Raw genomic sequence first — 15551 nt, 5'->3', positions numbered from 1 at the left:
GAACGGGAGCCTTTTGTCACGCGGACAAAGGGCTCCCGCGAAGAACCAGGGCTGTGGCCCTAGTTCTTGATGTTGGAAAGTCGAAGCTGACGGGCGCGGGTCAGGATGGCGTTCTCGATGTCGGTCGCCGTCTGCTCGGTGGCGGCCGTATCGGTCCAGCCGCCCGAGGCGTCCTTGACCTGCTTGAAGATCGTGACGTTCAGGCCGTCCGCGCGCAGGCGGGTGTCCAGGATGTAGACCGTCGCCTTGAAGCGCTCGTCCGGCTTTTCCGGGTTGGTGTACCAGTCGGTGACGATCACGCCGCCGTACGGGTCGGCCGAGGCCAGGGGCATGAAGGCCAGGGTGTCCAGGCTGGCGCGCCACAGGAAGCTGTTGACGCCGATGGCGCCGGCCTGCGGGGCCGACTTGCCGCCGCCGCGACCCTTGAAGGGGTTGAACCCCGGCTCGTCGCTTTGGGTCGTGAACTGTCCGCCGCCCTTATTGCCGCCGCAGGCGGAAACCCCGGTCAGAACGGTCAACGCCAGAACGCCAGCGGCGACGCCGCGCAACACCGACCCACGCTCAAACGCCATAGTACCTCGCTCCAATGTATCACCCGGCGCCTTCGCGCGACCTGGCGCGCCCCCGCAGCCGGAAGCCGGTCTATAGCATGGTCGCGCTGCGTCAAAACAGGAATCGCGTGGCACGACCGCCACAGGCGCCGCTTGAATCGACTCCTGCGGCGTCTGGCGCAATCCAACTGCGGTTGACCGCGTTGTACTAGGGCCTTTAATCGATATTCAGGGAGCCCGCTCCTATATAGGGTTTTGACTCTATCAGGCGCGGGTTGAGGGATTGGGTTCGAGTAAGATGTTCGCCGCACGGTACTTGATGGCAGGAGCCGCCGCGCTGATCCTGGTGGGATCGGCTTCGGGCGTCCATGCCCAGAGCAAGCCGCGTACGAGCACGCCTGACTTCGCCGTGAAGAGCGACTTCAGCAATCCGACCCCCGTCGCCCCGTTCAACCCGACGCAAGGCCCGAAGAAGTCCCTGAAATGGGACGACAAGAAGGGCAAGTGGGGCCTCAAGCTCGATCTGGACCAGCCCGTGGGCCGGCAGATGGAGATGCAGGACGTCCAGGCCGGCGCGTACTACAGCGTCACCCCGTCGATCCGCGTCGGCGGCGCCGTGGCCCTGGGCGACCAGAACCCGGCCCTGGCGGCTCGCAAGAACGAAATCCAGGAGCCCGCCCCGCGGGTGAAGCTGGAAACCGCGTTCAAGTTCTAGAACGCTAGGCGCTGAGCGCCTCCACCGCCGCGACCCCCACGATCCCCGTGTCCAGCAGGCGCTCGACCGTGCCCGCGTGCACGCCGCCCAGGGCGTAGACCGGCGTTTCCACCGCCCCGACGATCCGTTTCAGGCCCTCGACGCCCAGCGGCGCCCCGGCCGACGGGCTGCGGCTGGGGAAGACCGGCGAGACCACCAGGGCGTCGACCCCCGCCGCGACGCCCGACCGCGCGGCGGTCTCGTCATGGGCGGCGGCGGTGATCAACCAGTCGGGATGGGCGGCGCGCAGCTTGGGCGCCTCGGCCGCCAGCCGTTCGGGCAGGTGGACGCCGTCAGCCGCGATCGCCACGGCCAGGTCCGCGTCGGCCCCGACCAGCAGCGTCAGGCCCCGCCGCCGGGTGATCTCCCGCAGACGCGCGCCGCGCGCCGCCGCGTCCGGCGCCCCGAAGGCGCGGAACACCACGGCCGACCCCGGAGGCAGGCGCTCGGCGACCGCTTCCGGATCGGGCGTCCGCTCGGGATCGGTGAAGAACAGCAGGTTCGGCAGGGCCTTTCCGCGAACGAGCCATGGGCGAAGCCGCGCCGCCGTTCTAGACAGGGCGTCCATCTCGTCGATCGTCTGTTCCGAGCCCATGTCCGACGCCTACTCTTCGATCCAGTCCCGTATCCAGGCCGCCGCCGTCGCCGCCGGCCGACCGGCCGACGCGGTCACCCTGGTGGCGGTGTCCAAGCTGCAGCCCTGGGACCATATCGCGCCTGTTCTCGCCGCGGGCCAGCGGGTGTTCGGGGAAAATCGCGTCCAGGAGGCCATGGGCCGCTGGAGCGAGCGCCGTTCGCAGGTCGAGTTGCGCCTGATCGGGCCGCTGCAGACGAATAAGGCCAGAGATGCGGTGGCCTTCTTCGACGTGATCGAGAGCCTCGACCGCGAGAAGCTGGCCCGGGTGCTGGCCGACGAGGTCCAGGCCCAGGGCCGGGCGCCGCGCCTGTTCGTCCAGGTCAACACGGGGAAGGAGCCCCAGAAGGCCGGCGTCAGTCCGGACGAAGCCGACGGCTTCATCGCCCTGTGCCGGGGCCTGGACCTGCCCGTGGAGGGCCTGATGTGCATCCCGCCGGCCGAGCTGGATCCGGCCCCGCATTTCCGCCTGCTGGGCCAGATCGCGGCCCGCAACGGCCTTTCCAGGCTGTCGATGGGCATGAGCGACGATTTCGAGACCGCCATCGCCTGCGGGGCCACCTCGGTGCGGGTCGGCTCGGCCCTGTTCGGGTCAAGAACCTGATCCCTCTCCCCTTGCGGGAGAGGGTGGCCGCCGTAGGCGGTCGGGTGAGGGGTTGAAGGCCCTGTCCGCAGCTAGCGGCGGTCGTTCGCGCGACCCCTCATCCGGCGCTTCGCGCCACCTTCTCCCGCAAGGGGAGAAGGATCATTCGGCGATCTCCACCACGTCCCCCGGCCGGGCCGCCGCCAGCAGGGCCTCGACGTCCTCGCGGGCCAGGGCCACGCAGCCCTCGGTGCCCGGATAGCCGTCGCGCGCCAGGTGCAGGAAGATCGCCGAGCCCAGGCCGGGGACCGGCGGATCGTCGTTGTGCCCCAGCACCACGACCAGGTCGTAGACCTGGTCGTCGCGCCACAGCCGCTCGGCGCTGGCGGGGTAGGGCAGCTTGACGGGCCGGTTGTAGGCCGGGTCGCCCGGGGCGTCGCACCAGCCGTCGTCCGGCGCCATCGGCCGGGCCTCCAGCGTCGTCGCCGGGCCGTCCGGATAGACGTCGGGGCGATAGAGCACGTAGCGGATCGGCCAGGCGCCGGCCGGGCTGCGGTTGTCGCCCTCGCGCTTGTCGGCCCCGGCCACCGCCCCGGCCTTGCCCAGGGCGGCGCGCCGGACCTGTCCGTCCCAGGCGATCCGGCCGTCCCAGGGGTTGGAGCCGTCGGGGCCGGCGCGAAAGATCGTCAAGACGGGGTCTCCCAAGGCGTTGTCTCTAGGGGCGTCATGCGACGCCAGACGAGAACCGCCTTGGCGCCGGGGGCCGCAGCGGTGCATGTTCCCGCTCATGGCGCAACGCAAAACCCTTCTCCTGGTCGACGACGACGATGATCTGCGCGGGGCTCTGGCCGAGCAGCTCGCCCTCCACGAGGAGTTCGCGGTCGCCGAGGCTCCGACGGCCGGCGAGGGCGTGCGGATGGCCAAGGAGCTCAAGCCGGACCTCGTCCTGCTGGACGTCGACCTGCCCGACATGGACGGCCGCGAGGCCTGCCGCCTGATGCGCAAGAACGGCGTCACCGCGCCGGTGATCATGCTGACGGCGGCCGCCAGCGACAGCGACACCATCCTGGGCCTGGAATCCGGCGCCAACGATTACGTCACCAAGCCCTTCCGCTTCGGCGTGCTGCTGGCCCGCATCCGCGCCCAGCTGCGTAGCTACGAGGCGTCGGAAGACGCCCTGTTCCGCATCGGCCCCTACGAGTTCCGGCCGTCGGCCAAGCTGCTGATCGACGAGAAGCAGAAGAAGGTCCGGCTGACCGAGAAGGAAACCAACATCCTCAAGTACCTCTATCGCGCCGGCTCCAAGCCGGTGTCGCGCGAGGAGCTGCTGACTGAGGTCTGGGGCTACAACGCCGGGGTCACCACCCACACGCTGGAGACCCATGTCTACCGCCTGCGCCAGAAGATCGAGCCCGATCCGGCGGTCGCGAGAATCCTGATCACCGAGATGGGCGGCTATCGGCTGCAGCCGTGACCACGATTGGGGACAGTCGCATGCGACTGTCCCCGGCTCAGCAAAAAGCCCCGGCCGCTTCGAGCGACCGGGGCTTTTGTCTTTCAGCGCTGCGCCTGGGATCAGGCGTTGCCGACCACCACGCCTTCGCTCTGGGCCTTGCGGGCGGCGTAGACGCCGGCGAAGTCGATCGGGTCGATCAGGAAGGGCGGGAAGCCGCCTTCGGTGGTGACGTCCGAGATCAGGCGACGGGCATAGGGGAACAGGAAGCGCGGGCACTCGATCAGCAGGACCGGCTCCAGCTGGTCTTCCGGCACGCCGGCGATGTGGAACAGGCCGCCGTACATCACCTCGACGTGGAACACGGGCTGATCGTCGCGGGTGGCGCGGGCCGACAGCTTCAGGTCCACTTCGAACAGGCCGTCCTGGCGGCCGCGGGCGTTCATTTCCACGCCCATGTCGATAGCGGGCGGAGGGCCGCCGGCGCGCAGGGAATCCGGAGCGTGCGGGCTCTCGAACGAGAAGTCGCGGACGAACTGGGCGATGATGCGGATGCCGGTTTCGCCGGGCGCGCCGTCTTCGGGAGCGGCGGGCGGAGCGGCGGTCGTGTCGGTCATGTGCGATAAATCCGTATTCGGCGTCGAAATTGGCCGCTAGGAGAGAGCCGGGCTGCTAACACGCGGGCGGCTGGCGCGCAACGCCAGGCGCCTGACGCGCGAGCCCGTAATCGCCTATATAGGCAGGATGTTTCGTCCAGGTCGCGCACCTTGGCCAACGAGCGGAAAATATCGTGTCTAACGTGTTCGAATGGGTTGTCCTGGCCGTCCTGGCCGCGGTCATCCTCTATCAACTCTACGCCACCCTGGGTCGCCGGGTCGGCCGCCAGCCCGAGGACGCTCCTGCTGTGGTCCCGGCCAACGGGCCGGCGCGCGACCTGAAGGCGCTGGAAACGCCGCCCGAGGCGCTGTCGGGCCTGGCCGCCCTGCGCGCCCGCCAGTCCGACTTCGACGTCGGCCATTTCCTGAGCGGCGCCCGCCAGGCGTACGAGATGATCGTCAAGGCGTTCACCGCCGGTGACCGCGAGACGCTCCGGCCGCTGCTGTCGTCGGATGTCATGGCCAATTTCGAGGCCGCCATCGCGGCCCGCGAGGCCCAGAACCGCGTCGAGAGCGCCGAATTCCTGGTCACGCCGCGCACCGACCTGGATTCCATCACCGTCGAGGGCGACGTCGCCAAGGCGGTGGTCCGCATCCTGGCCGAGATCCGCACCCGCTCGACCAGCGCCGAGGGCGAGGCGGTCGATGACCGCCGCACGGCCGACCTCTGGACCTTCCAGCGCGACCTGAAGAACAAGAACCCGAACTGGACCCTGGTCCGCGTCGACGTCGCGGAGGCGTGATGCCGCGCCTTCCTGGTGTGCGAGGGGGGCTTGTCGCCGCCTTCGCCCTGCTGCTGGCGGCGTGCACGACCACGTCCGTGACACCGACGGCGCCGGTCACGCCCCCGGTTCCGACCCAGCCCCCGGTCACGCCGCCCGTGACGCCCCCTGGGACCATTGGGGAAACTGCGCGTCACGTGTCGTTCGAGGACCTGCCCGGCTGGGCGCAGGAGGACCACCTGGGCGCCCTGGACGCCTTCCGCCAGGGCTGCGGCGTGGCCAAGGACCCGGCCATGGCCGAGGTCTGCCGCCAGGCCCGGGCCGAGCGGCCGGGCAATGACGCCGACGCCCGGCGGTTCCTGGAAGCCCATTTCCGCGCCGAGGCCCTTCCTGGCCAAGGCCTGCTGACCGCCTATTTCGCCCCCGAATACGAGGCGCGGATGTCGCGCTCGGCCGAGTTCAGCGCGCCGATGCGCGGTAAGCCGGCCGACCTGGTGACCGTGGACCTGGGCCAGTTCAACCTCGGCGGCGTCGGCCAGAAGGTTTCCGGCGAGATCGAGGGCGGCCAGGTGGTGCCCTATCCCGACCGCGCGGCCATCGAGGCCACGACCGAGACCCGGCCCCTGGCCTGGATGCGGCCCGAGGACTTGTTCTTCCTGCAGATCCAGGGCTCGGGCATCCTGGTGATGCCTGACGGCCGCCGGGTGCGCGCCGCCTTCGCGGCCCACAACGGCCGGCCGTTCGTGGGCATCGCCACGCCGATGCGCGATCGCGGCCTGCTGCCCGACAACAACACCTCCGGCGACGCTATCCGCACCTGGCTGGCCGATCATCGCGGGCCCGAGGCCGACGCGATCATGCAGCTGAACCCGCGCTACGTGTTCTTCCAGACCCTGCCCGATGACGGCCGCCAGGCCGTGGGCGCGGCGGGGATTCCGCTGCCGGCCGGGCGGGCCGTCGCCGTGGACGCCAGCAAGCACGCCCTGGGCGAGCTCTTCTGGCTGGATGCCGGCGCGCCGAAGCTGGCGGGAGCTTTCCCGACCTATCGCCGCCTGGCGCTGGCCCTGGACGTGGGCGGGGCGATCAAGGGCGACGTACGCGCCGACCTCTATACCGGCACGGGCGCGGCGGCCGGGGCCGAGGCGGGGCGCGTGCGCCACGACCTGCGCCTGTACCGCCTGGTCCCCAAGGGTTGATCGGAGGGGGCTAGGGTGGCCAAGAAACCTCCGTCCGACGACGAGGGCCTGCGTCTCTGGCGCATGGTGGCCTCCACGGTGACCGGCCGTGCGCCCGACCGCCCGGACAAGATGCGGGTCAAGGCCAAGCCGCGTCCGGCCGTGAGGGCCGAGCTCCTGTCCCATGTGGCCGAGGCGGCCTTGCCCACGCGCCTGGAGTCGATCGCGCCGCTGCGGATCGATCCGGCCGAGATCAAGGCGCTCAGGCCCAGGGCGGCCAAACCGCCGCCGGGCCATATCGAACCCAATCGCAAGCGGCGCATCGCCAAGGAGCACGATCCGATCGGCGCGCGGCTGGACATGCACGGCCTGGACCAGGACCGCGCCCGGGCGACGCTGGAAGCCTTCGTGCGCCGGGCCTTCGACGAGGGCCACCGCGCCGTGCTGGTGATCACCGGCAAGGGCAAGGTGGGTCATGGGGTGCTCAAGCAGCGGACGCCCGAGTGGCTGGCCGATCCGGCGCTGAGGGAGATGATCGCCGGAGTGTCGGTCGCGGACCAGCGGCACGGCGGGGAAGGGGCGCTTTACGTGGCGCTGAAGCGGAAGAGTTAGAAGGTCTGGGGGGCAAGTGGGTGAGCTGCTAGGCCCGTGAAGCCTTCTCGGCGATCCCGGAAATCCCCTCGCGCGCCGCCAGCTTGTCAGCCACGGCGTCCAGCGAGACGCCCGAAGCGGCCATCAGGGCCAGCCAGTGGTACAGGAGGTCGGCGCTTTCCGACGCGAGCGCATCAGGCCCCCCTCCTTGAGATTCGGGGGCCACGGCGGCGATCACCGTCTCGACGGCTTCCTCGCCCAGCTTCTTGGCGGCCAGGGCCGGGTCGTTCAGCAGCTTGGCGGTATAGGACGTGGCCGGATCGCCGCCCTTGCGGGCTTCGATCGTCGCGGCCAGGCGCTCCAGGACTTCGAACAGAGTGCTCATGCCGCCCCCTTCAGGTCGTCCAGGCGCACCGGGATGCCGGCGGCGGCCATGGCCCGCTTGGCCTCGCCGATGCTGATCTCGCCGAAGTGGAAGATCGAGGCGGCCAGCACGGCGGCGGCGTGGCCGTCGCGGGCGGCTTCGACCAGGTGTTCGGTCTTGCCGGCCCCGCCCGAGGCGATCACCGGCACGGTCACCGCGCCCGTCACCGCCTTCAGCAGGGGGATGTCGTAGCCGATCTTGGCGCCGTCGCGATCCATCGAGGTCAGCAGGATCTCGCCCGCGCCGCGCTCGACCACCTTGGCGGCCCAGTCGACCACGTCGATGCCGGTGTCCTTGCGGCCGCCATAGGTCCAGACGTTCCAGCCCGAGCCGCCCTCGCGGGCCTTGGCGTCGATGGCCACCACCACGCACTGGGCACCGAAGGCGTCGGCCCCGGCGGCCACCAGGTCGGGGTTCTCGACGGCGGCGGTGTTGACCGAGACCTTGTCGGCGCCGGCCAGCAGCAGGCGGCGCATGTCGGCCACCTGGCGCACGCCCCCGCCCACCGAGACCGGCATGAAACAGACCTCGGCGGTGCGCGAGATCACATCCAGGATCAGGCCGCGGCCCTCGCTGGAGGCGGTGATGTCCAGGAACATCAGCTCGTCGGCCCCGGCGGCGTCATAGGCCCGGGCCTGCTCCACCGGGTCGCCGGCGTCGCGCAGGGAGACGAAGTTGACCCCCTTGACCACCCGGCCGTCCTTGACGTCCAGGCAAGGAATGATCCGGGTCTTCAGCATCAGGCGGCCGCTATGGTCAGGGCTTCGGCCGGCCGGATGGTGCCGGCGTAGAGCGAGCGGCCCAGGATGGCGCCGGCGATCTCGACGCCCTGGCGGGCCTTCAGCCGCTCGATGTCGGCTACCGAGGCCACGCCGCCCGAGGCGATGACCGGGATCGAGACCGCGTCAGCCAGCTCGCCCACGCCCTCGACATTGACGCCGGTCAGGGCGCCGTCGCGGCTGATGTCGGTGACGATCAGGGCGGCCACGCCCACGTCCTCGAAGCGCTTGCCCAGGGTGATGGCGTCCAGGTCCGACAGGCCGGTCCAGCCGTCGACCGCCACCTTGCCGTCGCGCACGTCGACGGCCACGGCGATCTGCTCGGGCCACAGGCGGGCGGCCTTGCGGACCAGTTCGGGATCGTGGACGGCGATGGTGCCCAGGATCACGCGGCTGACGCCGGCCTCGATCCAGGCCTCGATGCCTTCCAGGGTGCGGATGCCGCCGCCCAGCTGCACGGGGATCGAGATCGATTCCAGGATCGACTGCACGGCGGCGGTGTTGACCGACTTGCCCTCGATGGCGCCGTTCAGGTCGACCACGTGCAGCCACGAGAAGCCGTCGCGCACGAAGCGCTCGGCCTGGTCGGCGGGGCTGTTGTTGAAGACGGTGGCCTTTTCCATGTCGCCATGGAGCAGACGCACGCACTGGCCGTCCTTCAGGTCGATGGCGGGATAGAGGATCATGGGCGCCATTCCAGGAAGTTGGCGAGCAGGGCGAGCCCCGCGGCTTGGGATTTTTCGGGGTGGAACTGTACGCCCGCCACGTTGCCCTTGGCCACAGCGGCCGTGAACGGCCCGCCGTGGTCGCTGGTGGCGACGATGTCGGCCGGGTCGGCCGGGGTCAGGGCGAAGGAGTTGGCGTAGTACATGTGGGCGCCGTCCGGGACGCCCTGGAACAGCACGTGGTCGCGCGCGAAGGCGATCGCGTTCCAGCCCATGTGCGGGATGGTCAGCGACGGATCTCTGGGCTCCAGCTTCTTCACCTGGCCGTGGATCCAGTCCAGGCCGGGGGTGACGCCGAACTCCAGGCCCTCGCTCGCCAACAGTTGATGGCCGACGCAGATGCCCATGAAGGGGACGCCACGACCGTGCACGGCCTCGTTCATGGCCTCGTAGACGCCGGTGGCGTCCAGGCCCGCGCGGCACGAGGCGAAGGCGCCCACGCCCGGCAGGAACACGCGGTCGGCGGCGGCCACGACCGAGGGTTCGGCGGTGACAACGATGTCAGCGTCGATCCCATGGCGGCGGGCCGCCTCGCGCAGGGCTTTCTCGGCCGAGCGCAGGTTGCCCGACCCGTAATCGATCAGGGCGACGGTCTGCATGAAATCAGCTTCCTACAGCACGCCCTTGGTGGAGGGGGCATGGCCGCCGGTCTTGGGATCCAGCTCGACCGCCTGACGCAGCGCCCGGGCCAGGGCCTTGAACCCGCTCTCGGCGACGTGGTGGGTGTTGTCGCCGTACAACGTCTCCAGGTGCACGCAGGCTCCGCAGTTCATCGCGAAGGCGTGGTGGAACTCCTTGAAGAGCTCGGTGTCCATCTCGCCGACCTTGGGCCGCTTGAAGTCGACCTTCCAGATCAGATAGGGCCGGTTGGACAGGTCGATGGCGCAGCGCGTCAGGGTCTCGTCCATCGGGATATAGGCGTGGCCGAAGCGCCGGATGCCCTTGAAGCCGTCCAGCGCCTTGTTGATCGCCAGGCCCAGCACGATCCCGGTGTCCTCCACCGTGTGGTGCATGTCGATGTGCAGGTCGCCCTTGGTCTCGACCTTCAGGTCGAAGCCGCCGTGGCGCGCGAAGCTCTCCAGCATGTGGTCGTAGAAACCGATGCCGGTGGAGATCGTCGAGGCGCCGGTCCCGTCGAGATCGATCCAGACCCGGATCTGGGTCTCCTTCGTCTCGCGGACCACTTCAGCGGTGCGGGCCATCTGAATCCTTACAGTCCGTTCTTGGCGGCCAGTTCCCGCAGGCTGACCTGCGGACGCGGACCGTAGTGGTCGATCACCTCGGCGGCGGCCAGGGAGCCCAGCTGGCCGCAGACCGGCAGCGGGCGGCCCTGGGAGAGGCCGTAGAGGAAACCTGCGGCGTATTGGTCGCCCGCGCCGGTCGTGTCCACGACTTTTTCCACCGGATAGGCCGAGATTTCGTGCAAGGCCGCTCCGGAGGCGACGATCGAGCCCTTTTCGCTGCGGGTGACCGCGGCGATCTCGACCCGGCTGGCCAGGGCCTTCACGGCGGCGTCGAAGTCGGTGGTCTCGAACAGCGAGCAGATCTCGCTCTCGTTGGCGAAGACGATGTCGCACTGGGTCTCGATGAAGCCCAGCAGGCCGCCGCGGTGGCGGTCGACGACGAAGCTGTCGCTGAGGGTCAGGGCGATCTTGCGACCGGCGCCGTGGCTGAGGGCGGCGGCCTTGGCGAAGGCGCGGCGGGCTTCGGGCGGGTCGAACAGATAGCCTTCCAGGTACGAATAGCTGGCGGCCTCGATGATCGCCGGATCGACGTCGGCCGGGTTCAGCTCGACGCAGGCGCCCAGATAGGTCGACATCGTGCGCTGGGCGTCGGGGGTGACGTTGATCAGGCTCTGGGCCGTGGCCGGGCCTTCGGCCAGCGGCGGGGTGGTGAAGGCGCAGCCGATGGCCTGCATGTCGTGGCGGAACACGCCGCCCAGCTGGTCGTCGGCGACCTTGCCGATGAAGGCCACCTTGCCGCCGAAGCTGGCGACGCCGGCGGCGGTGTTGGCGGCGCTGCCGCCCGAGGCCTCGATGGCCGCCGACATGACGTCGTAGAGGCTGGCCGCGCGGGCCGGGTCGATCAGGGCCATCGAGCCCTTCACCAGGCCCTCCCGCTCCAGGAACGCGTCGTCGCACTGGGCGATGACGTCGACGATGGCGTTGCCGATGGCGGCGACGTCGTAGAGAGCGGTCATGGAAGGCCTTTTCCGAATGGGCGACGCGCGCGAAGTACCGGATCGGGGCCCGCAAGGCAACGCGAGCCTTGCCCCGGCGATCACGGCGTTCTACCGGCAGAAGTATGACCGACGTCCTTATCCTCAGCCCCGCGCCCGATGAGCCCCGCTTCGCCAACAGCTGGTCGCCGCTCTTTGAGCGCCTGGCGGCGCCGCTGCGAGCCCGAGGACTGGAGGTCTCGGCCGCCAGCTGGGTGGACGCCGACACGGCCGGCGCCGGCGTGGTGCTGCCGCTGCTCAGCTGGGGCTATCACCTGCGGTCCGACGAGTGGTTCGCCCGGCTCGACGCCCTGGAGGCGGCCGGCGCGCGCCTGGCCAATCCGGTGTCGGTGCTGCGCTGGAACACCACCAAGACCTATCTGGCCGACCTGGCGGATAAGGGCGCGCCGGTGGTGCCGACCCACGCCGTGGACCGTCTGACCCAGGAGGCCCTGGACCACGCCCGCGACGTGTTCGGCGTCGACGTGCTGGTGACCAAGCCGCAGATCTCCGGCGGCTCGCAGGACACCGTCAAGCTGCGCCACGCCGACGGCCTGACGGGCTGCACGACGGGCCCGGCCCTGATCCAGCCCTTCCTGCCGGCCGTGGGCGAGGAGGGCGAGCTGTCGCTGTTCTATTTTGACGGCGTCTTCAGCCATGCGGTGGCCAAGGTGGCCGTGGACGGCGACTTCAGGGTCCAGCCGCAGTTCGGCGGCCGGGTCAGCGGCGTCGCGCCCGAGCCCGAGGCCCTGCATGCGGCCGAGATGGTGCTGAAGGCGGCCGGGGCGCCCCTGACCTACGCCCGGGTCGACCTGATCCGCGGCCTGGACGGCGCGCCGCAGCTGATGGAGCTGGAGGTCATCGAGCCCGACCTGTTCCTGGAGCACGTGCACGACGACGGGGCGGCGTTCGCCGACGCCGTCATGAGGGCGCTGTAGCTCACCCCCTTGCCCCCCCCTGGCGGCTTCGCCGCCTATGCGCCGAGGAATAGTTCTCTAGACGGACACAGGTCCGAAATCCGGCAGACCTCGCATTTCGGCTTCCGCGCCACGCACACGTACCGCCCGTGCAGGATCAGCCAATGGTGCGCGCGGGTCTTGTAGCGGTCTGGGACGATGCGCATCAGGTCGTCCTCCACCGCGTCCGGCGTCTTGCCGGCCGACAGCTTCAGGCGGTGCGAGACGCGGAACACGTGGGTGTCCACCGCGATGGCCGGCTCGATGTCCAGTTCGTTCAGCACCACGCTGGCGGTCTTGCGGCCCACGCCGGGCAGGCTTTCCAGCGCCTGGCGGTTCAGAGGCACCTCACCGCCGTACTGGTCGACCAGGATGCGGGCCGCGGCGATGACGTTCTTGGCCTTGGTGCGGAACAGGCCGATCGAGGCGATGTAGGGGACCATCCCCTCTTCCCCCAGCGCCAGCATCTTGGCGGCGCTGTCGACCTTGGCGAACAGCGGGCCGGTGGCCTTGTTGACCTGCACGTCGGTGGCCTGGGCCGACAGGGCCACGGCGGTCACCAGGGTGTAGGGGTTGGAATAGTTCAGCTCGGTCTTGGGATGGTCGTCCAGGCTCTCGAACCGCGAGAACAGCACCTCGACCCGCTCGCGCTCAGCCGGCGAGACCCGCTTGGCGGCGGGGCGTTTCTTCGTGAGGGTCTTGGGCTTGGCCATGGGCGGCGACCATGCCGTGATGCGCCAAAATCGCCAAGCAAAGAGCCTCGCCAAGACGTAGGTCGAGGCCTAAATCACCGTCATGGCCCAGCCGCTCTATATGGACGCCGTGATCAAGCCCAACCGCTCGATGAGCCGGCGGGGGCTCTACGTCGTGCTGGGCGTGATGATCGCCTTCAACCTGATGGTGGCGGTGTTCCTGCTGGTGGTCGGGGCGCCGCCGGTGCTGCCGTTCCTGGGGCTGGACGTCCTGGCGGTGATGCTGGCGATGCGGGCCAGCTTCCGGGCCGCCGAGCGCTCTGAGCGGGTGCGGGTCACCGCCGAGGCCGTGACCGTCAGCCGCGAGGACGAGAAGGGCGCGCGGGTGATCTGGACCTCGCCCACCGCCTTCACCCGCGTCGGCGTCGACCAGCCCGGCGAGCACGAGACCCGCGTGCGGCTGATGATGTCGCGCAAGCGCCTGACCCTGGGCCGCGCGCTGAGCCCGCCCGAACGCGTGGACTTCGCCGACGCCCTGGAGCGGGCGATCCTGAAGGCCCGCGCCGAACGGCACGCCTAAGGCCGCAAGAACCGGGCGGACGGCGTTCTCCCGACGCACTATCTTCTCCCCATGGCCCTCGATATCTCGCCCTCGCAAGCCTTCGCCCACCTGACCGAGCGGTCGGCCGACTACGACCGCATGGCCAAGGCCCTGGCCTGGCTGGCCGACCGCTGGCAGGAGCGCCCGTCGCTGGACGAGGCCGCCCAGGCCGTCGGCCTGTCGCCTTTCCATTTCCAGCGGGTGTTCAGCCGCTGGGCGGGGGTCAGTCCCAAGACCTTCGTCGCCGCCATCGCCCATGCCGAGGCCCGGCGGTCGCTGGAGGAGGGGGCCAGCGTGCTTGACGCCGCCTATGACGCCGGGCTTTCCGGGCCCTCGCGCCTGCACGACCTGTTCATCGCCCAGGAGGCGGTGACCCCCGGCGACGTGCGCCGGCGCGGGGAAGGCATCAGCCTGACCTGGGGCTGGGCGCCGACGCCCTACGGCAAGGGCCTGTTCGTCATGGCCCCGCGCGGCCTGGCGGGCCTGGCCTTCTCGGACGGCGACGACGAGGCGACCTTCGACGACATGCACCGGCGCTTTCCGGCCGCCGACTGGCGCCGCGACGACGAGGCGGCGGCCCAGACCGCCATCCACGCCTTCCACGGCGGCGACCAGCCCCTGCCGGTGGTGCTGATCGGCTCGCCGTTCAACGTCCAGGTCTGGAAGGCCCTGCTGCGCATCCCGCCGGGCCAGACCAGCACCTATGGCGAGATCGCCGCCTGGGCCGGCAAGCCGCGCGCCTACCAGGCCACCGGCGGGGCGATCGGGGCCAATCCGATCTCGCTGCTGATCCCCTGCCATCGGGCCATCGCCAAGGACGGCCGGCTGACCGGCTATCACTGGGGTCTGGGCCGCAAGGCGGCGATGCTGGGCATGGAGGCCGTCGGGGCCAGCGGCCGGCTTTCGGCCTGACGCCCCAGGGCCTAGTCTCACGGACGACCGCCGCCGCCCCGGAACCGCCCATGACCGCCTCGATCAAGGCTTCGGCCAAGGCCTACGAGACCTGGCTGGGCGCGGCCCTGGGCGGCGACCTGGTCGAGGCCGACCTGGCCGAGAAGCACGACAAGATGCGCCAGGGGCCGTTCCCGTTCCTGCGGGCCACCTACTGGCGCTGGGCCGAGACCGTCCTCGAGGTCTGCCCGGACCTGGCCTCGGCCCCGCCGGTGCTGGCGATCGGCGACACCCATGTCGAGAACTTCGGCTGCTGGCGCGACGCCGAGGGACGCCTCGTCTGGGGCGCCAACGATTTCGACGACGCGGCCGTCATGCCCTGGCCGCTGGACATGGTGCGCCTGGCCGCCAGCGCCCTGTTGGCCCGCCAGGGCGACGCGCCCGGCTCGCGCGACATCTGCCAGGCGATCCTGGCCGGATACGCCGCGGGCCTGGCCGATCCCCAGCCGTTCATCCTGGAGCGTGACCACAAATGGCTGCGCAAGGCGGTGGTCCTGCCCGAGCCCGACCGCGCCGCCTACTGGGCCAAGTTCGCGACGCCACCGTCGCGACCGATCCCGCCGCGCTATCGCCAGGCCCTGCGGGCCGCCTTGCCGGACCCCGACGGCGCCTTCGAGACCTTCCCGCGCACGGCTGGGGTCGGCAGCCTGGGCCGGCCGCGCTTCGTCGCCCGGGCCGAGTGGCGAGGCGGTCCGGTGCTGCGCGAGGTCAAGGCGATGGTGGTCTCGGCCTGGACGCTGCGACACGGCGGCGACCCGACGATCCGCGTGGCCGAGGTCGCCGGCGGCCGGTTCCGGGCGGTCGATCCGCATTACCAGGTCGCCGACGGCCTGGCGGTCCGCCGGCTGTCGCCCAACAGCCGCAAGATCGAGGCCCGGGATTCGGGCGAGGACCTGCTGTCCATGGACATGCTGACCGCCATGGGCCGCGAGATCGCCGCCTGCCACGCGGGGGATGTGGCCCGGGCCGCGGCCGTGCCGGCGCATCTGCGGACCCTGCCCGCCGACTGGTTGCGCGACCACGCCAAGGCGGCCGCGCAGCAGATCGAAACGGACCAGGCGGCGTTTTCCTGAACCCTCTTCCTCA

At 70.4% G+C, this 15551-nt stretch carries 21 protein-coding genes and 1 pseudogene; 10 read left to right on the top strand and 12 right to left on the bottom strand.

The genetic code is table 11. The annotated features are described in order from the left end of the window. Positions 1-59: 59 nt before the first annotated feature. Positions 60-587, bottom strand: coding sequence for a DUF3576 domain-containing protein (locus AC1U89_RS17480; protein WP_156035669.1), 528 nt, complete (start codon positions 585-587; stop codon positions 60-62). A 283-nt stretch (positions 588-870) separates the two neighbouring features. On the opposite strand from AC1U89_RS17480, the gene AC1U89_RS17475 reads away from it, so the two are divergent. Then, positions 871-1266 carry an NtrZ family periplasmic regulatory protein gene (locus AC1U89_RS17475; RefSeq protein ID WP_479900940.1) on the top strand — a complete coding sequence of 132 codons (396 nt, stop codon included), beginning with the start codon at positions 871-873 and terminating at the stop codon, positions 1264-1266. Positions 1267-1270: 4 nt separating this feature from the next. Here the strand turns inward: AC1U89_RS17475 and AC1U89_RS17470 are convergent, their stop codons facing one another. Then, positions 1271-1900 carry a thiamine phosphate synthase gene (locus AC1U89_RS17470; protein ID WP_479900939.1) on the bottom strand — a complete coding sequence of 210 codons (630 nt, stop codon included), beginning with the start codon at positions 1898-1900 and terminating at the stop codon, positions 1271-1273. On the opposite strand from AC1U89_RS17470, the gene AC1U89_RS17465 reads away from it, so the two are divergent. Beyond that, complete coding sequence (locus AC1U89_RS17465; protein ID WP_479900938.1) at positions 1899-2543, top strand: YggS family pyridoxal phosphate-dependent enzyme; 645 nt, start codon at positions 1899-1901, stop codon at positions 2541-2543. The genes AC1U89_RS17470 and AC1U89_RS17465 overlap by 2 nt on opposite strands. Here AC1U89_RS17465 and AC1U89_RS17460 read toward each other — a convergent pair. Then, positions 2532-2688 (bottom strand): annotated as a pseudogene (locus tag AC1U89_RS17460) (hypothetical protein). The gene AC1U89_RS17465 and the pseudogene AC1U89_RS17460 overlap by 12 nt on opposite strands. Further along, positions 2685-3212, bottom strand: coding sequence for a L,D-transpeptidase family protein (locus tag AC1U89_RS17455; RefSeq protein ID WP_479900937.1), 528 nt, complete (start codon positions 3210-3212; stop codon positions 2685-2687). The pseudogene AC1U89_RS17460 and the gene AC1U89_RS17455 overlap by 4 nt, the downstream one beginning before the upstream one ends. A 97-nt stretch (positions 3213-3309) precedes the next feature. Here AC1U89_RS17455 and AC1U89_RS17450 point away from each other — a divergent pair, with 97 nt between their 5' ends. Continuing rightward, positions 3310-3996 (top strand): response regulator transcription factor, encoded by a 687-nt coding sequence (locus tag AC1U89_RS17450; RefSeq protein WP_028039644.1) that lies wholly within the window; start codon positions 3310-3312, stop codon positions 3994-3996. Positions 3997-4097: 101 nt separating this feature from the next. On the opposite strand, the gene secB is transcribed toward AC1U89_RS17450, so the two are convergent. Further along, the gene (gene secB / locus AC1U89_RS17445) at positions 4098-4592 is read right to left on the bottom strand and encodes a protein-export chaperone SecB (RefSeq protein WP_479900936.1); all 495 of its coding nucleotides are present in this window, start codon (positions 4590-4592) and stop codon (positions 4098-4100) included. 182 nt (positions 4593-4774) lie between these two features. Here secB and timA point away from each other — a divergent pair, with 182 nt between their 5' ends. Genes timA through AC1U89_RS17430 form a run of 3 tightly spaced genes read left to right on the top strand, consistent with a single transcriptional unit; the run spans position 4775 to position 7140 of the window. Further along, the gene (timA, locus tag AC1U89_RS17440; protein WP_479900963.1) at positions 4775-5374 is read left to right on the top strand and encodes a TIM44-related membrane protein TimA; all 600 of its coding nucleotides are present in this window, start codon (positions 4775-4777) and stop codon (positions 5372-5374) included. Continuing rightward, positions 5374-6549: an MltA domain-containing protein gene (locus tag AC1U89_RS17435; RefSeq protein WP_479900935.1), complete on the top strand. Its 1176-nt coding sequence runs from the start codon at positions 5374-5376 to the stop codon at positions 6547-6549. Before timA ends, AC1U89_RS17435 begins: the two co-directional genes overlap by 1 nt. 15 nt (positions 6550-6564) lie before the next feature. Next, positions 6565-7140: a Smr/MutS family protein gene (locus AC1U89_RS17430; protein ID WP_479900934.1), complete on the top strand. Its 576-nt coding sequence runs from the start codon at positions 6565-6567 to the stop codon at positions 7138-7140. A gap of 28 nt (positions 7141-7168) precedes the next feature. Here the strand turns inward: AC1U89_RS17430 and AC1U89_RS17425 are convergent, their stop codons facing one another. The 6 genes from AC1U89_RS17425 to AC1U89_RS17400 are packed head-to-tail and all read right to left on the bottom strand — an operon-like array spanning position 7169 to position 11247. Further along, entirely contained in the window at positions 7169-7504 is a 336-nt protein-coding gene (locus tag AC1U89_RS17425) for a phosphoribosyl-ATP diphosphatase (protein WP_479900933.1), read from the bottom strand. Beyond that, entirely contained in the window at positions 7501-8283 is a 783-nt protein-coding gene (gene hisF, locus AC1U89_RS17420) for an imidazole glycerol phosphate synthase subunit HisF (protein WP_479900932.1), read from the bottom strand. Before hisF ends, AC1U89_RS17425 begins: the two co-directional genes overlap by 4 nt. Further along, the gene (gene hisA, locus AC1U89_RS17415) at positions 8283-9017 is read right to left on the bottom strand and encodes a 1-(5-phosphoribosyl)-5-[(5-phosphoribosylamino)methylideneamino]imidazole-4-carboxamide isomerase (protein ID WP_479900931.1); all 735 of its coding nucleotides are present in this window, start codon (positions 9015-9017) and stop codon (positions 8283-8285) included. The genes hisF and hisA overlap by 1 nt, the downstream gene beginning before the upstream one ends. Further along, positions 9005-9646, bottom strand: a complete 642-nt coding sequence (hisH, locus tag AC1U89_RS17410; RefSeq protein WP_479900930.1) for an imidazole glycerol phosphate synthase subunit HisH — start codon at positions 9644-9646, stop codon at positions 9005-9007. The genes hisA and hisH overlap by 13 nt, the downstream gene beginning before the upstream one ends. A gap of 12 nt (positions 9647-9658) precedes the next feature. Then, positions 9659-10249 (bottom strand): imidazoleglycerol-phosphate dehydratase HisB, encoded by a 591-nt coding sequence (gene hisB / locus AC1U89_RS17405; RefSeq protein WP_479900929.1) that lies wholly within the window; start codon positions 10247-10249, stop codon positions 9659-9661. Between the two features lie 8 nt (positions 10250-10257). Further along, the gene (locus AC1U89_RS17400) at positions 10258-11247 is read right to left on the bottom strand and encodes an adenosine kinase (RefSeq protein ID WP_029910111.1); all 990 of its coding nucleotides are present in this window, start codon (positions 11245-11247) and stop codon (positions 10258-10260) included. 104 nt (positions 11248-11351) lie between these two features. Between AC1U89_RS17400 and AC1U89_RS17395 the strand changes: the two genes are divergently transcribed. Continuing rightward, a complete protein-coding gene (locus AC1U89_RS17395) occupies positions 11352-12203 on the top strand; it encodes an ATP-grasp domain-containing protein (protein ID WP_479900928.1) in 852 nt (283 codons plus the stop codon). A 35-nt stretch (positions 12204-12238) separates the two neighbouring features. Here the strand turns inward: AC1U89_RS17395 and nth are convergent, their stop codons facing one another. After that, positions 12239-12934: an endonuclease III gene (gene nth, locus AC1U89_RS17390; protein WP_479900927.1), complete on the bottom strand. Its 696-nt coding sequence runs from the start codon at positions 12932-12934 to the stop codon at positions 12239-12241. Positions 12935-13016: 82 nt separating this feature from the next. On the opposite strand from nth, the gene AC1U89_RS17385 reads away from it, so the two are divergent. Genes AC1U89_RS17385 through AC1U89_RS17375 form a run of 3 tightly spaced genes read left to right on the top strand, consistent with a single transcriptional unit; the run spans position 13017 to position 15538 of the window. Next, entirely contained in the window at positions 13017-13493 is a 477-nt protein-coding gene (locus AC1U89_RS17385; protein WP_479900926.1) for a DUF2244 domain-containing protein, read from the top strand. Between the two features lie 51 nt (positions 13494-13544). Continuing rightward, positions 13545-14426 carry a methylated-DNA--[protein]-cysteine S-methyltransferase gene (locus AC1U89_RS17380; RefSeq protein ID WP_479900925.1) on the top strand — a complete coding sequence of 294 codons (882 nt, stop codon included), beginning with the start codon at positions 13545-13547 and terminating at the stop codon, positions 14424-14426. A 50-nt stretch (positions 14427-14476) separates the two neighbouring features. Next, entirely contained in the window at positions 14477-15538 is a 1062-nt protein-coding gene (locus tag AC1U89_RS17375; protein WP_479900924.1) for a DUF2252 family protein, read from the top strand. Positions 15539-15551 lie beyond the last annotated feature (13 nt).

The organism is Caulobacter sp. 05T431 (genome assembly GCF_056665975.1).
This window is presented reverse-complemented; position numbering and strand designations above follow the sequence as displayed.

Coding starts and splice junctions, on each gene's coding strand:
- AC1U89_RS17465 (WP_479900938.1), top strand. CDS start 1,899: ATGTCCGACGCCTACTCTTCGATCCAGTCCCGTATCCAGGCCGCCGCC.
- AC1U89_RS17470 (WP_479900939.1), bottom strand. CDS start 1,900: ATGGGCTCGGAACAGACGATCGACGAGATGGACGCCCTGTCTAGAACG.
- AC1U89_RS17475 (WP_479900940.1), top strand. CDS start 871: ATGGCAGGAGCCGCCGCGCTGATCCTGGTGGGATCGGCTTCGGGCGTC.
- nth (WP_479900927.1), bottom strand. CDS start 12,934: ATGGCCAAGCCCAAGACCCTCACGAAGAAACGCCCCGCCGCCAAGCGG.
- hisA (WP_479900931.1), bottom strand. CDS start 9,017: ATGGCGCCCATGATCCTCTATCCCGCCATCGACCTGAAGGACGGCCAG.
- AC1U89_RS17395 (WP_479900928.1), top strand. CDS start 11,352: ATGACCGACGTCCTTATCCTCAGCCCCGCGCCCGATGAGCCCCGCTTC.
- hisB (WP_479900929.1), bottom strand. CDS start 10,249: ATGGCCCGCACCGCTGAAGTGGTCCGCGAGACGAAGGAGACCCAGATC.
- AC1U89_RS17385 (WP_479900926.1), top strand. CDS start 13,017: ATGGCCCAGCCGCTCTATATGGACGCCGTGATCAAGCCCAACCGCTCG.
- AC1U89_RS17450 (WP_028039644.1), top strand. CDS start 3,310: ATGGCGCAACGCAAAACCCTTCTCCTGGTCGACGACGACGATGATCTG.
- secB (WP_479900936.1), bottom strand. CDS start 4,592: ATGACCGACACGACCGCCGCTCCGCCCGCCGCTCCCGAAGACGGCGCG.
- AC1U89_RS17380 (WP_479900925.1), top strand. CDS start 13,545: ATGGCCCTCGATATCTCGCCCTCGCAAGCCTTCGCCCACCTGACCGAG.
- hisF (WP_479900932.1), bottom strand. CDS start 8,283: ATGCTGAAGACCCGGATCATTCCTTGCCTGGACGTCAAGGACGGCCGG.
- AC1U89_RS17375 (WP_479900924.1), top strand. CDS start 14,477: ATGACCGCCTCGATCAAGGCTTCGGCCAAGGCCTACGAGACCTGGCTG.
- AC1U89_RS17425 (WP_479900933.1), bottom strand. CDS start 7,504: ATGAGCACTCTGTTCGAAGTCCTGGAGCGCCTGGCCGCGACGATCGAA.
- AC1U89_RS17400 (WP_029910111.1), bottom strand. CDS start 11,247: ATGACCGCTCTCTACGACGTCGCCGCCATCGGCAACGCCATCGTCGAC.
- hisH (WP_479900930.1), bottom strand. CDS start 9,646: ATGCAGACCGTCGCCCTGATCGATTACGGGTCGGGCAACCTGCGCTCG.
- AC1U89_RS17435 (WP_479900935.1), top strand. CDS start 5,374: ATGCCGCGCCTTCCTGGTGTGCGAGGGGGGCTTGTCGCCGCCTTCGCC.